Below are 14,422 nucleotides of genomic sequence, written 5' to 3' on the forward strand. Positions count from 1 at the left end.
ACACATGGCTGAATCCTACGACGTCATCATCATCGGTTCGGGTCCCGGCGGCTATGTCGCTGCCATCCGCGCCAGCCAGCTCGGCCTCAAGACCGCAATCGTCGAGCGCGAGCATATGGGCGGCATTTGCCTGAACTGGGGCTGCATCCCGACAAAGGCGCTGCTGCGCTCGGCCGAGGTGCTCGACCACGCCAATCACTTCAAGGATTACGGCCTCGTTCTCGAAGGCACGGTCAAGCCGGATGCCAAGGCCGTCGTCGGCCGCTCGCGTGCCGTCTCCGCCCGTCTGAATGCCGGCGTCGGCTTCCTGATGAAGAAGAACAAGATCGACATCATTTGGGGCGAAGCGAAGATCACCAAGGCTTCGACTGGAGCTCAGCCCGGCGAGATCGTCGTCGGCAAGCCGTCGAAGCCGGTCGTCGAGCCGCAGCATCCGCTGCCGAAGAACGTCAAGAGCGGCGAGGGCACCTATTCCGCCAAGCATATCATCATCGCCACCGGCGCCCGTCCGCGCGCGTTGCCCGGTATCGAGCCGGATGGCAAGCTGATCTGGACCTATTTCGAGGCGCTGAAGCCGGATGTTTTGCCGAAATCGCTGATCGTCATGGGCTCGGGCGCGATCGGCATCGAATTCGCCAGCTTCTATCGCTCGATGGGTGTCGACGTCACGGTCGTCGAAGTCATGCCGACCATCATGCCGGTCGAGGATGCCGAGATAACGGCGATCGCCCGCAAGCAGCTTGAAAAGCGCGGCCTCAAGATCTTCACCAGCGCCAAGGTCACCAAGGTCGACAAGGCCACGAACAGCGTTACCGCTCATGTCGAGACGGCCGATGGCAAGGTGCAGCAGATCACCGCCGACCGGCTGATTTCGGCCATCGGCGTTCAGGGCAACATAGAAAATCTCGGCATCGAGGCGCTCGGCGTCAAGACCGACCGCGGCTGCGTCGTCATCGACGGCTACGGCAAGACCAATATCGCCGGCATCTATGCGATCGGCGATGTCGCCGGCCCACCGATGCTGGCGCACAAGGCAGAACATGAGGGCGTCGTCTGCGTCGAAAAGATCGCCGGCCTGCCGAATGTCCATCCCACAGACAAGGGCAAGGTCCCGGGCTGCACCTATTGCAATCCGCAGGTCGCTTCCGTCGGCATCACCGAAGCCAAGGCCAAGGAGCAGGGCCGCGACATCCGCGTCGGCCGCTTCTCCTTCGCGGCGAACGGCAAGGCGATCGCGCTCGGCGAAGACCAGGGCATGGTGAAGGTGATCTTCGACAAAAAGACCGGCGAACTGCTCGGCGCCCATATGGTCGGCGCCGAAGTCACCGAGCTCATCCAGGGCTTCGTCGTTGCGATGAATCTCGAAACGACCGAGGAAGAGCTGATGCACACGATCTTCCCGCATCCGACTGTGTCCGAAACGATGAAGGAAGCGGTGCTCGATGCGTACGGCCGCGTCCTGAACGCTTGATACTTTCCAATGCCGCCCTCTATCCCGGGGTGGCAAAGCCATCCCCCCGGAGTGGAAAGCCACTCCGCTGGGGTGGAAAAAACGAAAGGAAATCATCATGTCTATGGAGACGCAGGCGTTGCTGGTGTTTTTGCTGATCGGCCTGGTTGCAGGCTTCCTTGCAAGCCTGGTCGTCGGTGGCGGCGGGCTGATAAGATGCCTGCTGAGCGGCATCATCGGCGCCTTCGTCGGCGGCTATCTGTTCAGCGCGCTCGGCATTTCGCTGGGCATTGAAAATGCGCTGGTGGTGCAGATCATCCACGCTACTGTCGGCGCCATCATCGTGGTTCTGATCGCGAGAGCGGTCGCTTGAGGGTCAACTGAGGGGTAGGGGCAAGACATGGAAGGCGTCGGCTGGATTTCGGCAATCATCATCGGCGGACTTGCGGGCTGGCTCGCCGGCAAGCTGATGGAAGCGCGATACGGGATTTTCCTGAACATCGTGCTCGGCATCGTCGGCTCGGTCGTCGCAAGCGCCATCCTCGCGCAGTTTCATCTCGAGGTGGTCGGCGGGCGACTCGGCTATTTCGTTACGGGTTTCCTCGGCGCCTGCTTGTTGATATTCCTTGCGCGGCTGGTGCGGCGCTAGATCCGAATGAGATTTGCCGCATAGGGGCGGTAGAAAGCTGAAACTGCAATGGTGACCATCCTCGATACGATCAATCCCGACGCCAAGCGCGTGCGGCATCCGGAGAAGGCGCATCGGCCGGACACGGAAGTCATGCGCAAGCCGGACTGGATTCGCGTCAAGGCGCCGACCTCCAAGGGTTATGCCGAGACCCGTGCGATCGTGAAGGAGCACAAGCTCGTCACCGTCTGCGAGGAGGCCGGCTGCCCGAATATCGGCGAGTGCTGGGACAAGAAGCACGCGACCTTCATGATCATGGGCGAGATCTGTACCCGCGCCTGCGCCTTCTGCAATGTCGCCACCGGCAAGCCGAATGCGCTCGACATGGCCGAGCCGGAGAATGTCGCCAAGGCGGTCAAGGAGATGGGCCTCAGCCACGTCGTCATTACCTCGGTCGACCGTGACGACCTGGAGGACGGCGGCGCCGCGCACTTCGAAAAGGTGATCTGGGCAATCCGTGCCGCCTCGCCGATGACGACGATCGAGATCCTGACGCCCGACTTCCTGAAGAAGCCGGGTGCGCTGGAACGCGTCGTCGCCGCCAAGCCGGACGTCTTCAACCACAATATGGAAACGGTGCCCGGCAACTATCTGACGGTTCGCCCCGGCGCCCGCTACTTCCATTCCGTTCGCCTGCTGCAGCGGGTGAAGGAACTCGATCCGACGATGTTCACGAAATCGGGCATCATGGTCGGTCTTGGCGAAGAGCGAAACGAAGTGCTGCAGCTGATGGACGATCTGCGCACAGCCGATGTCGACTTCCTGACGATCGGCCAATACCTGCAGCCGACGCGCAAGCACCATAAGGTCGAAAGTTTCGTCACCCCCGACGAGTTCAAGTCTTATGAGACCGTCGCCTACAGCAAGGGCTTCCTGATGGTCGCCTCCAGCCCGTTGACGCGCTCGTCCCACCATGCCGGCGACGACTTTGCTCGGCTGCGGGCGGCGCGCGAGAAGAAGCTGTTGATCGCCGCCGAGTAACATCTGGTACTTGCTTTTTGATTGAACCGCGGCGATTTTCGCCGCGGTTTTTCTTTGGGAGGCCGACGATGAACATCACCTCCGGATTGAAATCGCCGCTGATCGAAGCCGACCGTATCCTGGTTATCGGCTGCCCCGGCAGCGGCAAGAGCACGCTCGCAAAGCGGCTTTCGCGAGCGCTCGACCTTGACTACATCTCCATGGACCGCGACTTCTACTGGCAACCGGGCTGGAGAAAGAGACCGCGCGACGAGATCGACCGCCTGATCGCCAGGGCGGTGGCGGAAGAACGCTGGATCATGGATGGAACCGGGCTGAGCTCCTTCCATCTTCGTTTGCCGCGCGCCGACGCCGTCATTTGGCTTCGGCTGTCCAGATATGCGCGCCTGTACGGCGCGGTCTCAAGAACATTCCGTTATTTTGGGCGCAACCGTCCCGAACTGCCTGCCGGCTGCCCCGAACGCTTCTCGCTGGACGCGCTTGCCTATATCTGGAATTTCGAGCGGGATGCCGCGCCTCTGATCGAGGCAGCACTTCGCGATCACGGGCTTGTCGAATCCACCGTCATTTTAAGATCGCGCAAAGCGGCTAGCCGGTTCGCCGCTCTTGGCGCTTGAGAGCATGCCGGCGAAGCGCACGTCTGGCTCGAGGGAGTTGCATGATGGATCAGAAAGTAGACCTGCCGCCGCGTCAGCAAATCACCGATCTCGAACAGGCGGCAAAGCATATCCGGACAGCCCGCCGCATCCTCGTCATCGGTTGCTCGGGCGGCGGCAAATCGACGCTGTCGCTGAAGATCGCCAGGCGCTTCGGGCTTTCCTACATTTCGCTCGACCGCGACGTATACTGGCTTCCCGGCTGGGTCACGCGCGACATGGTCGAGCAGAGAATGATCATCACCAGCCGGATCCTCGAAGAACGTTGGATCATGGACGGCACGAACCCGTCTTCCTTGGACATTCGGTTGCCGCGCACCGATTTCGTCGTCTGGGTCCGCATGCCGCGGCTTGTCTGCATCTGGGGCGCAATCAGCCGGTGGGCGAAATGGATCGGCCGCACTCGCCCCGAAATGGCGCCGGGCTGTATCGAGAAGGTCGATTTGGAATTCCTCCGATTCATCTGGACCTTCGAGGAGAAATTCGCGCCGCGCCTCGTCGCCGGCATCGCCGCGCATGGCCCTGACGTGCCGGTTCTTCAGCTAAAATCCCGCCGCCAGATGCGCGAGCTTCTTGATCTTCTCGGCCCGCCCGATTAATTGCCGCTTATGCCGCAATTCGAAACGCACCGTCCCGTCCCGCACACGCCCGAGCAGATGTTCGATCTCGTCGCCGATGTCGAGCGTTATCCGGAATTTCTGCCGCTCTGCGAAGCCTTGGCCATCAGGAGCCGCAAGGAGCGCGAAGGCAAGATCCTGCTCGTCGCCGACATGACGGTCGGCTATAAGGCGATCCGCGAGACATTCACCACGCAGGTGCTGCTGAATCGGGCCGAGCATGCCATCGAGGTCAAATACATCGACGGCCCGTTCAAATATCTCGACAATCGCTGGCACTTTGCCGAGACGCCATCCGGCGGCTGCACCGTCGATTTCTTCATCGATTACGAGTTCAAGAGCCGCATCTTGGGCGCGCTGATGGGTTCGATGTTCGACCGCGCCTTCCGCATGTTCACCGAAGCCTTCGAGACACGCGCAAACCGGATCTACACGCCAGCCCGATGAGCGAACCGGTGTCAGGCCGGATGGAGCGCGCGCACCATCTCCAGTGCCGTCCTGATCGTCGCCAGGCGGACGTCCCTGCGTCCGATATCGCCATAGAGCATTTTCCGATGGATGAGCAAGCCGTCGCGCGATTTGGCGGCGAGATGCACGAGGCCGACCGGCTTTTCCGCCGCTCCGCCGCCTGGACCGGCGATGCCGGTGACGGCAACGGCGATGTCGGCGCGTGAGCGGAAGAGCGCGCCATGTACCATCTGCCGCGCCGTTTCCTCGGAGACCGCGCCGAAACGCAGCAAGGTTTCCGCCTGCACGCCGAGCATCTCGATCTTTGCACTATTCGTATAGGTGACGAAGCCGCGGTCGACGACGGCGGACGAACCCGAAATCTCCGTCAGCGCCCCGGCGATCAGCCCGCCGGTACAGGATTCGGCGGTCGAGACCATCAGCCCTGCAGCCGTGAAGTCGCGGATGATCGCCTCGGCCGTCGAAATAATATCCTGAGGAAAAAGGTTCATCATTTCCTCCCGCGATAGACGACGGTGGCAGTCGCGATCGCCGCGATGCCTTCGCGCCGGCCGACGAAGCCGATCGTCTCGTTGGTCGTCGCCTTGACCGAGCAACGCTCGATATCGATGCCGAGATAATTCGACAGTTTCGCCCGCATGGCGTCGCGATGCGGTCCGACCTTCGGCGCCTCGGCGATCAGCGAGACGTCGGCATTCATGATCGTGCCGCCGCGCTCGCGCACGATCCGGGCGGCATGTTCGATGAAGATCCGCGAGGCCGCCCCCTTCCATTGCGGGTCGGACGGCGGGAAATGATCGCCGATGTCGCCGGCGCCGCAGGTGGCAAGCAGCGCGTCCGTCAGCGCATGCAGCGCGACGTCGGCATCCGAGTGGCCTTTCAGTTTCTGGTCATGCGCAATGAACACGCCGCAGAGCGTCACGCCATCGCCCGCGACGAGCTGGTGCACGTCGTAGCCATTGCCTGTGCGCACGTCCGGAAGCAACGAAGCCAACAGCTTGTCGTCGGCCATGGCGATATCGTTCTTGACCGTCAGCTTGACGTTGTCGGCCGTGCCCTCGACGATCGTCACCGGAATGCCCAGCCATTCGGCGATCGAGGCATCGTCGGTGAAATCGCTTCGTCCGCTTGCGGCCGCCTTCTCATGCGCCTCGAGGATCGTTTCGAAGGCGAAGGATTGCGGCGTTTGCGCCGCGTAAAGATGCTCGCGTGAAATCGTCGTCAGCACGGTGCCGGCGCTGTCGGCGCGTTTCAGCGTATCGGTGACCGGGATCGCCGGCAGGACCGCCTGTGCGCCGGCGTCAAGGCTCTCGGCGATGCGGTCTAGAAGCACATGATCGAAGAACGGCCGCACGGCATCGTGGATCAGGACATGACTGATGTGCTTGTCCTTGAGGTGTCTGAGGCCGGCAAGCACGGATTGCTGCCGGGTCGCACCCCCATGCACCGTTTTGATCGGCGTTGCCGAGATGATGTGGCGGAAGGCTCTCGCAAACAGCGCCTCGTCATCGGGATGGATGACGACGACGATCTCGGTTGCGGCTTCCCATGTCATGAAGTTTTCAAGCGTATGCACGATAACCGGCTTGCCGCCGATCATGCGATATTGCTTGGGGCCCTCCTTGGATGATCCTGCGCGCTCGCCGCGGCCGGCGGCAACGATGACAATTCCAGCCGATATCGGTTGCTTAGAAGGCATTTGCAGCATAAATCCCCTAAAATATGCGGAATTGACCCGAGTGCTCTAACGTCTTGCTTTGGCCTTTTCCAGCATCTGCCCGAAAAATATCAATTCCTGTCTCAGCCCCCTTGGCAAGACAGGGAATAGTGGCTAAAAATAATGCAGTTCTATTGTGTGCCCGAAAGATAATCATTTGTTTTCCCAGGACCTCGCAGCGCCTTTCCAAATCGGACCCGTGTCCGTGCGGAACCGCGTTGTGCTGGCGCCGATGTCCGGCGTCACGGATATGCCCTTCCGCGAGCTTGCATGGCGCTTCGGCGCCGGCCTCGTCGTCACCGAGATGGTGGCGAGCCGCGAACTGGTCAACGACACGGCTGAATCCTGGTCGCGGCTCACTGCTGCGGGCTTCCGGCCGCATATGGTGCAGCTTGCCGGGCGAGAGGCGCACTGGATGGCGGAGGCGGCCAAGATCGCCGCCGATCACGGCGCCGATATCATCGACATCAACATGGGCTGTCCGGCAAAGAAGGTGATCGGCGGTTATTCGGGTTCGGCGCTGATGCGTGATCCCGATCACGCACTCGGCCTCATCGAGGCGACGGTCAAAGCCGTCGACATTCCGGTGACGCTGAAGATGCGCCTTGGCTGGGATGAGAACTGGATCAACGCGCCTGATATCGCCCGCCGCGCCGAGGCGGCCGGCATCCAGCTTGTGACCATTCATGGGCGCACCCGCATGCAATTCTATGAAGGCCGCGCCGATTGGGATGCGATCCGCGCCGTCCGCGAAGCGGTCGCCATTCCGTTGGTCGCCAACGGCGATGTCGAAACCGCAGCTGACGCGCAGGAAATATTGCGCCGCTCCGGCGCCGATGCCGTGATGATCGGCAGGGGCTGCCAGGGCAGGCCGTGGCATGCCGGCGTCATATCAGGTGCGCCCGCACCGCAATCCCAGGAGATCGCCGATATCGCCGTCGAGCATTACCGGATGATGCTGGATTTCTACGGCGAAGCGGTGGCGATCCGCCACGCCCGCAAGCACCTTGGCTGGTATCTCCAGCGTTTCGCGCCTGATCTGTCAGGCGCTGAAAAGGCGGAGATCATGACCTCGCGCGATCCGCGCGAGGTGGCCGCGCGCCTTTACGATGCGCTGGCTGTGAATATTGTCGACAGCCGGGAGGCGGCATGATGAAGGATATGACATCTCCGTCCGATCATGCCGGCGGGACCGTCGCCATGGCCGTGCTGAACGCCATCCAGAACCCCGTCGTCATGGTCGACGAATCCGGCTTCGTCGTTTTCGCCAATTGGGAGGCGGAGGCCTTCTTCGGCGCCAGCGCCTCGCATCTGGCGCGTTACCGCATCTCGACCTTCATTCCTTTCGGCAGCCCGCTGCTCGCCCTGATCGACCAGGTGCGCGAGCGCAAGGCGCCGGTCAACGAATATCGCGTCGACCTGAGTTCGCCCCGCCTCGGCCAGGACAAGCTCGTCGATCTCTATGTCGCCCCGGTGCTCAGCGAGCCCGGCGCCGTCGTCATCGTCTTCCAGGAACGGTCGATGGCCGACAAGATCGACCGGCAGCTGACCCATCGCGCCGCCGCCCGCTCGGTGACCGGCCTTGCCTCGATGCTGGCGCATGAGATCAAGAACCCGCTCTCCGGCATACGCGGCGCCGCCCAGCTGCTCGAACAGTCTGCGGTCGACGACGATCGGGCGCTGACCCGGCTGATCTGCGACGAGACCGACCGCATCGTCTCGCTGGTCGACCGCATGGAAGTCTTTTCCGACGAACGCCCTGTTGACCGCATGCCGGTCAACATCCATTCCGTGCTCGATCATGTGAAGGCGGTCGCCAAGGCGGGTTTTGCCCGCAACATCCGGGTCACCGAGAGTTACGACCCGTCGCTGCCGGCCGTCTATGCCAATCGCGACCAGCTCGTCCAGGTCTTCCTCAATCTGGTGAAGAACGCCGCCGAAGCGGTCGGCGATCGGTCGGACGGCGAGATCATGCTGACGACGGCCTATCGTCCCGGCATCCGTCTTTCGGTCGCCGGCACGCGTGAAAAGATCTCGCTGCCGCTGGAATTCTGCGTCCACGACAACGGCCCCGGCGTTCCCCTCGATCTGTTGCCGCATCTCTTCGATCCCTTCATCACCACCAAGCCGAACGGCAGCGGCCTCGGTCTGGCGCTGGTCGCCAAGATCATCGGCGATCATGGCGGCATCATCGAATGCGACAGCCAGAACAGCCGCACGACATTCCGCGTTCTCATGCCGGCGTCGAAGGACGCCTCGCTCGAGGACGTCTCTATAGCAAGCTCGACAGGACCTTCTCGATGACAGCCACGATCCTCGTTGCAGATGATGATGCGGCCATCCGGACCGTGCTCAACCAGGCTTTGAGCCGCGCCGGTTATGACGTCCGCATCACCTCCAACGCCGCTACCCTCTGGCGCTGGATTTCGGCGGGCGAGGGCGATCTGGTCGTCACCGATGTGGTGATGCCCGACGAAAACGCCTTCGATCTGCTGCCGCGCATCAAGAAGGCGCGGCCCGACCTGCCGGTCCTCGTCATGAGCGCCCAGAACACCTTCATGACCGCCATCAAGGCCTCGGAAAAGGGCGCTTACGATTATCTGCCGAAGCCCTTCGATCTCACCGAGCTGATCGGCATCATCGGCCGGGCACTCGCCGAGCCGAAGCGCAAGCCCGCCAAACTCGAAGACGACATGCAGGACGGCATGCCGCTCGTCGGCCGGTCGGCGGCGATGCAGGAAATCTACCGCGTGCTCGCCCGGCTGATGCAGACGGACCTGACGCTGATGATCACCGGTGAATCCGGCACCGGCAAGGAGCTCGTCGCCCGCGCGCTGCATGATTACGGCAAGCGCCGCAACGGCCCGTTCGTCGCGATCAACATGGCGGCAATCCCGCGCGACCTGATCGAATCCGAACTCTTCGGCCACGAGAAGGGCGCCTTCACCGGCGCGCAGACCCGCTCGACCGGCCGCTTCGAGCAGGCCGAAGGCGGCACGCTCTTCCTCGACGAGATCGGCGACATGCCGATGGACGCCCAGACACGGCTCTTACGCGTCCTGCAGCAGGGCGAATACACCACCGTCGGCGGCCGCACGCCGATCCGCACCGATGTGCGCATCGTCGCCGCCACCAACAAGGACCTGAAGCAGGCGATCAACCAGGGCCTCTTCCGCGAGGATCTCTATTACCGCCTCAACGTCGTGCCGCTGCGCCTGCCGCCGCTGCGCGACCGCGCCGAGGACATTCCCGATCTGGTACGCCATTTCATCCAGCAGGCGGAAAAGGAAGGCCTTGGCTCCAAGCGTTTCGATCAGGAAGCGCTCGAACTGATGAAGGCCTATGCCTGGCCGGGCAATGTCCGCGAACTGGAAAATCTCATCCGCCGTCTAATGGCGCTTTACCCGCAGGATGTGATCACCCGCGAGATCATCGACGCCGAACTGCGCTCCGACGTGCCCGACAGCCCGATCGACAAGGGGCCGATGCGCAGCGGCTCGATGACGATCGCGCAAGCCGTCGAAGAGAACATGCGCAGCTATTTCGCAGGCTTCGGGGACAATCTGCCGCCGCCCGGCCTCTATGATCGCGTGCTGACCGAAATGGAATATCCGCTGATCCTCGCCGCACTGACGGCGACGCGCGGGAACCAGATCAAGGCGGCCGATCTTCTCGGTCTCAACCGCAACACTTTGCGCAAGAAGATCAGGGAACTTGGCGTCTCGGTGTACAGGAGTTCCCGCACGGCCTGAGCCTGTTCGGGCTTGCACGGTGCTGCGGAGGGACGTCGAACGCGCATCCTCCCGGTCGCGATAACGCTCATGAATATCACATCGGCGTACGCGCCGACTGAGTTGGCCCGATATGAGATAGCGCTTCATGAGCATGGTGACCTTGCAGTCAGGCTTCAAACCGACTGAGCGCAAGACTGACAGAAAGGTGTGTGGGGGACGGCGTCAAGCCTCCTTTCGCCGATCGGCTTGCCACACTTCACACAGGTGCCAAAAGTTCCGGCCTCAATCCGATCCAACGCTGCCTGGACGGCCAGGAGTTCCTTTTGTCCAGCCTCGCCGAGTTCTTCCAGGACTTCATCGTTATTTCGCTCTGTGGCGCGATCGTCATCATCAGGATTCCGAGGCTCCTCGAAATCACGCTCGATCGCTTGCAGCCGGGTTTCTAGCTCGCGCCGACGTTGGTCGAGGGTCGCCTTGTACTTTTCGATATGCGAGGAGGATTGCTTCTGCATCATCGCTCTCCAGTCGGCCTCATGTTCGACCGACACCTTGTTCTGCTATCAACTTCGCCCCTGACGAGGAGCAATAAAGCTAGGCGTGTCGGGCGTCCGTTGCATTGATCCGAATCAAGGTGGCTTTCGGTCGCTAAGGTCCAGGCTTCCTCGTCCGAAGAGCCAACTTGCACGTTACTGTTTTACCTTGGCTTCGCCGACGGCGCTGAATCGGAAACGGGCAGAAAGCAGTCACAGGCCTATGCAGACAGTTTCCCTCAATGTGACATGAGGATCGGCAGCAGAGGCTTTTCCAAGACGCCATCGGTTGCTCCGCCCAGGACGAAATCTCGCAACCTCGAGTGTCCAAATCCTCCCATGACAAGCATATCGGCGCCCAATTCCAGCGCCGTCCGCTGAATGCTCAGACTGATGGATGACGAGGTAAAGCGAGCGACCGTTGCGCTTGCATTGACGCCGCTCGAAACCAGGATCTCAGCAAGGTGCGCTCCGCTGGTCTCCTGCAGCGGCTTTTCGCCGGTCAGAGATAGGACCGAGACCCGCTTGGCCTTGTGAATAAATGGCTTTGCATCGTTGACGGCCCGGGCGGCAGCTCGGCTTCCGTCCCAGGCGATGACCAGATGGTCGATTGGGCCCGCAAAGGTCTTGTTGGGAAAGATGACGGCTGGCCGGCCGGAGCCGAATATGACCGCCTCGGCGACAATGCGAGTATCCGGAACGTCCGCGATACATTCGAGAATAGCCAGATCGAAAAAACGTGCTTCCGTGGCTGCCGTGTCGTGCAATCGGGGCAAGGTGGTTTTGACCGTTCGACAAGATAATTCAACCTTGGCGCTCGCTGCGAGGTTGGTTGCCGCTGCAACCAGAGTCGCGGCGCGATCGCGGCTCAAAGTCTCGGCATGCTCGATCATCTTCGGAGTATCGAGCAGCAAAGACGACCATGCGTTGGGGATGTGCGGGATCTCCACCGTTAGCGCGCACGCGTGAAGATGTGCACCGTAGTGCCCGGAAAACGCTACAGCGTTCGAAATGATCAATCCGGAACTTGAATCGGGATATGTTGATAGCGGGAGAAAATATTGTGCCGTCATGTCCTGCTCCATCTCTCGTGGACCCGCCACGATTGTAATCATCTATCTCCCTTCGCCGCAGTTCGGCATTGATGTAACGCAATTGCCGGCGCTCCGGCTTCTCTGGCCTTGGCACGGCGCCGGGCAAGGTTAGTCCCGAAGGAGCAGCGCACCTGGAGTTGGTGGTGGCTGCTCACATGGGGTGGCAAATGCCGAGCCGTCGGTCACATGTCCTGCATAAACGCCTGCATTTCTTCAGGTGTGGCTTTGCCGTCATTATTTGCGTCGACCGCGTCGAAGACGCGTTTGTGGATTGCGGTCAACTCTTCGAAAGAAATTGCGCCGTCCCCATCAGTATCGGCGATGACGAACATGATCTTCATCATATGACCGCGCATTGGCCCCATCATGCGCATTCCTTCATTCATGTCCGATGACATCATGTTGCGGCCCATCATGCCGGGCATCATTTCCGATCCTTCGGCCGCGGGCTTAGCCTCCGACTGAGCCGAGTCTGGACTTTTCGTCTGGGCGGACGCGATGCCCATGGTACCGACGGCACCGAGCAAGGCCAGTAGAGTGATAGTTGGCAGTCTGAACATGGACATTCTGCATCTCCTCTTTAAGCCATTATCCTCCATGAATATGGAGCTGCTTTTAGGAATACGATGAATGCCGGGTTCAAGCGTTGCGTTGAATCAAACTGCCTCTGGTACTTGCAGGCTTCGGGGACGAGTGCTGACGGAAATGGAATATCCGCTGATCCTCGCCGCCCTGACGGCGACACGCGGCAACCAGATCAAGGCGGCCGATCTTCTCGGTCTCAACCGCAACACTTTGCGCAAGAAAATCAGGGAACTTGGCGTCTCGGTCTACAGGAGTTCCCGCACGGCCTGAGCGTTCTTCCAAGGGCGCGATAAAAAGAAGGCGGTAGGCCCTCATGTTGCCCACCGCCCACCCCTCCCGGCGTCCGCCGCCACGGTCGGGAGGAGAGGTGAGCCTATCTGAGCCAGGCCACGGTTTGTATCCAAGCAGACAAACAAAGATGCGGTGTCATTCGACAGTCACATAAGCATTTGTGAGGAGTGTTTTGCCGAGAGGCGAATGTCATTGAAGTTGCTGCGATCATTGTCGCGGTGCCTGTGGATAGGCTGTGGATATCCGGTGGATGACGGGATCAATCAGCGCGCGATAACGTCGCAGACTCCAATCGCATGTTGCCTATCCGTTCCGAATCTCATCATGCTGCCGTTGCTGCCGTCGACCTCCGCCGCAAACGTCGTCGATCGCATGCCACGGGCGCTCCGGCTGATGTCGTGGAGCGCCCTTTTTCTTTACGGTCGGGGGCTGACGGGACCTGCGACATCGTGTTTTGGTCAACCTGGCGGGCTGAGCCTCGCATATCGTTGCGCATGCCATAGATTACGCCAATCGGTCGTCGATCGATCGGGCGACGCCGACCCCGATGACAGGCCGGCACATATTCATAATTTGCGGGAGTTACATGATGGAATATCGACGTTTGGGAAAGTCGGGCCTGCAGGTGAGCGAGTTCTCCTTCGGTTCATGGGTGACGTTCGGCAAGCAGGTCAATGGAGGCGACGCCGTCGACCTCATGAAGCTTGCCTACGACAATGGGGTGAACTTCTTCGACAATGCCGAAGGATACGAGAGCGGCAAGTCCGAAATCGTGATGGGCGAGGCGCTCAGCAGGCTCGGGTGGAGCCGTGACAGCTTCGTCGTCTCCAGCAAGGTCTTCTGGGGAGGTGAGAGGCCGACGCAACGCGGCCTGTCGCGCAAGCATGTGACCGATGCCTGCCATGCAGCGCTCAAGCGGCTCCAGGTCGACTACCTCGACCTCTACTTCTGCCACCGCCCGGATATCGACACGCCGATCGAGGAAACGGTCCGGGCGATGCACGATCTCGTCGCCCAGGGCAAGGTGCTCTATTGGGGCACGTCGGAATGGTCCGCGCAGCAATTGACGGAAGCCTATGCCGTTGCCCGGGACTTGCGCATCACGCCGCCGACCATGGAACAGCCGCAGTACAACATCTTTGAACGCCAAAAGGTCGAGGCTGACTATCTGCCGCTCTACGACCTGATCGGCCTTGGCACGACGATCTGGTCGCCACTCGCCTCGGGCGTCCTGACCGGAAAATACAATGACGGTGTGCCGGCCGACAGCCGTATGAACCTGCCGGGCTATGAATGGCTGAAGGAAAAGTGGTCCAGTGATGCCGGCCGCGCCCAGCTCAAACAAGTTGGCGAGCTGGCAAAGCTCGCGGACGAGATCGGCCTATCGATCACCCATCTCGCCCTTTTGTGGTGCCTCGCCAACCAGAATGTCTCGACCGTCATCCTTGGAGCCTCGCGTGCCAGCCAGTTGCAGGACAATCTCGCCGCCCTCTCACACAGACAGAAGATGACGTCCGACGTGCTGGACCGGATCGACACGATCGTCGGAAACAAACCCGAAGGGCCACGGCGCTTCTAGAGAAAACAAACCTTCCTCGGCGGGTCAGATTA

The 14,422-nt window shown here is 61.1% G+C and carries 16 protein-coding genes and 1 pseudogene; 12 read left to right on the forward strand and 5 right to left on the reverse strand.

Annotated elements, in window-relative coordinates; all coding sequences use genetic code 11:
* Positions 1 to 4: 4 nt before the first annotated feature.
* From lpdA to RWK44_RS05745, 7 genes are all read left to right on the forward strand, one after another.
* Positions 5 to 1,471 (forward strand): dihydrolipoyl dehydrogenase, encoded by a 1,467-nt coding sequence (gene lpdA / locus RWK44_RS05715; RefSeq protein WP_020049795.1) that lies wholly within the window; start codon positions 5 to 7, stop codon positions 1,469 to 1,471.
* Positions 1,472 to 1,568: 97 nt separating this feature from the next.
* Positions 1,569 to 1,823: a GlsB/YeaQ/YmgE family stress response membrane protein gene (locus tag RWK44_RS05720; protein WP_003539329.1), complete on the forward strand. Its 255-nt coding sequence runs from the start codon at positions 1,569 to 1,571 to the stop codon at positions 1,821 to 1,823.
* Between the two features lie 27 nt (positions 1,824 to 1,850).
* Complete coding sequence (locus tag RWK44_RS05725; protein WP_130700173.1) at positions 1,851 to 2,099, forward strand: GlsB/YeaQ/YmgE family stress response membrane protein; 249 nt, start codon at positions 1,851 to 1,853, stop codon at positions 2,097 to 2,099.
* 48 nt (positions 2,100 to 2,147) lie between these two features.
* Positions 2,148 to 3,119, forward strand: a complete 972-nt coding sequence (gene lipA / locus RWK44_RS05730) for a lipoyl synthase (RefSeq protein WP_131642290.1) — start codon at positions 2,148 to 2,150, stop codon at positions 3,117 to 3,119.
* A gap of 68 nt (positions 3,120 to 3,187) precedes the next feature.
* Positions 3,188 to 3,736, forward strand: coding sequence for an AAA family ATPase (locus RWK44_RS05735; protein ID WP_316028520.1), 549 nt, complete (start codon positions 3,188 to 3,190; stop codon positions 3,734 to 3,736).
* A 41-nt stretch (positions 3,737 to 3,777) separates the two neighbouring features.
* Complete coding sequence (locus RWK44_RS05740; protein ID WP_316028521.1) at positions 3,778 to 4,374, forward strand: AAA family ATPase; 597 nt, start codon at positions 3,778 to 3,780, stop codon at positions 4,372 to 4,374.
* 9 nt (positions 4,375 to 4,383) lie between these two features.
* Positions 4,384 to 4,839, forward strand: a complete 456-nt coding sequence (locus tag RWK44_RS05745; protein WP_222040552.1) for a type II toxin-antitoxin system RatA family toxin — start codon at positions 4,384 to 4,386, stop codon at positions 4,837 to 4,839.
* Positions 4,840 to 4,850: 11 nt separating this feature from the next.
* Here the strand turns inward: RWK44_RS05745 and RWK44_RS05750 are convergent, their stop codons facing one another.
* On the reverse strand, positions 4,851 to 5,351 hold the full coding sequence (locus RWK44_RS05750) for a CinA family protein (protein WP_316028522.1): 501 nt from the start codon (positions 5,349 to 5,351) through the stop codon (positions 4,851 to 4,853).
* Positions 5,351 to 6,568, reverse strand: coding sequence for a bifunctional 2-C-methyl-D-erythritol 4-phosphate cytidylyltransferase/2-C-methyl-D-erythritol 2,4-cyclodiphosphate synthase (locus tag RWK44_RS05755; protein WP_316028523.1), 1,218 nt, complete (start codon positions 6,566 to 6,568; stop codon positions 5,351 to 5,353). Before RWK44_RS05755 ends, RWK44_RS05750 begins: the two co-directional genes overlap by 1 nt.
* Positions 6,569 to 6,713: 145 nt before the next feature.
* Here RWK44_RS05755 and dusB point away from each other — a divergent pair, with 145 nt between their 5' ends.
* The 3 genes from dusB to ntrC are packed head-to-tail and all read left to right on the forward strand — an operon-like array spanning position 6,714 to position 10,329.
* Entirely contained in the window at positions 6,714 to 7,730 is a 1,017-nt protein-coding gene (gene dusB / locus RWK44_RS05760) for a tRNA dihydrouridine synthase DusB (RefSeq protein WP_316028524.1), read from the forward strand.
* On the forward strand, positions 7,727 to 8,881 hold the full coding sequence (locus RWK44_RS05765) for a two-component system sensor histidine kinase NtrB (RefSeq protein ID WP_316028525.1): 1,155 nt from the start codon (positions 7,727 to 7,729) through the stop codon (positions 8,879 to 8,881). The genes dusB and RWK44_RS05765 overlap by 4 nt, the downstream gene beginning before the upstream one ends.
* A complete protein-coding gene (gene ntrC / locus RWK44_RS05770) occupies positions 8,878 to 10,329 on the forward strand; it encodes a nitrogen regulation protein NR(I) (protein WP_003539347.1) in 1,452 nt (483 codons plus the stop codon). Before RWK44_RS05765 ends, ntrC begins: the two co-directional genes overlap by 4 nt.
* A 155-nt stretch (positions 10,330 to 10,484) precedes the next feature.
* On the opposite strand, the gene RWK44_RS05775 is transcribed toward ntrC, so the two are convergent.
* The 3 genes from RWK44_RS05775 to RWK44_RS05785 form a co-directional block, all read right to left on the reverse strand.
* Positions 10,485 to 10,823, reverse strand: a complete 339-nt coding sequence (locus RWK44_RS05775; protein WP_316028574.1) for a TraR/DksA family transcriptional regulator — start codon at positions 10,821 to 10,823, stop codon at positions 10,485 to 10,487.
* Positions 10,824 to 11,080: 257 nt separating this feature from the next.
* A complete protein-coding gene (locus RWK44_RS05780; RefSeq protein WP_316028526.1) occupies positions 11,081 to 11,956 on the reverse strand; it encodes a universal stress protein in 876 nt (291 codons plus the stop codon).
* Positions 11,957 to 12,117: 161 nt separating this feature from the next.
* Positions 12,118 to 12,501 carry a hypothetical protein gene (locus RWK44_RS05785; protein WP_246728864.1) on the reverse strand — a complete coding sequence of 128 codons (384 nt, stop codon included), beginning with the start codon at positions 12,499 to 12,501 and terminating at the stop codon, positions 12,118 to 12,120.
* A 115-nt stretch (positions 12,502 to 12,616) separates the two neighbouring features.
* On the opposite strand from RWK44_RS05785, the pseudogene RWK44_RS05790 reads away from it, so the two are divergent.
* Both RWK44_RS05790 and RWK44_RS05795 read left to right on the forward strand, forming a co-directional pair.
* Positions 12,617 to 12,790, forward strand: a pseudogene (locus tag RWK44_RS05790) (helix-turn-helix domain-containing protein); the annotation flags it as partial.
* Positions 12,791 to 13,400: 610 nt separating this feature from the next.
* Positions 13,401 to 14,390, forward strand: a complete 990-nt coding sequence (locus RWK44_RS05795; RefSeq protein WP_131663991.1) for a potassium channel beta subunit family protein — start codon at positions 13,401 to 13,403, stop codon at positions 14,388 to 14,390.
* The last annotated feature ends 32 nt before the right edge of the window (positions 14,391 to 14,422 follow it).

Origin of the sequence: Rhizobium sp. 25PS6 (genome assembly GCF_032464655.1) — a bacterium.
Taxonomy (GTDB): Bacteria; Pseudomonadota; Alphaproteobacteria; order Rhizobiales; family Rhizobiaceae; genus Rhizobium; species Rhizobium laguerreae.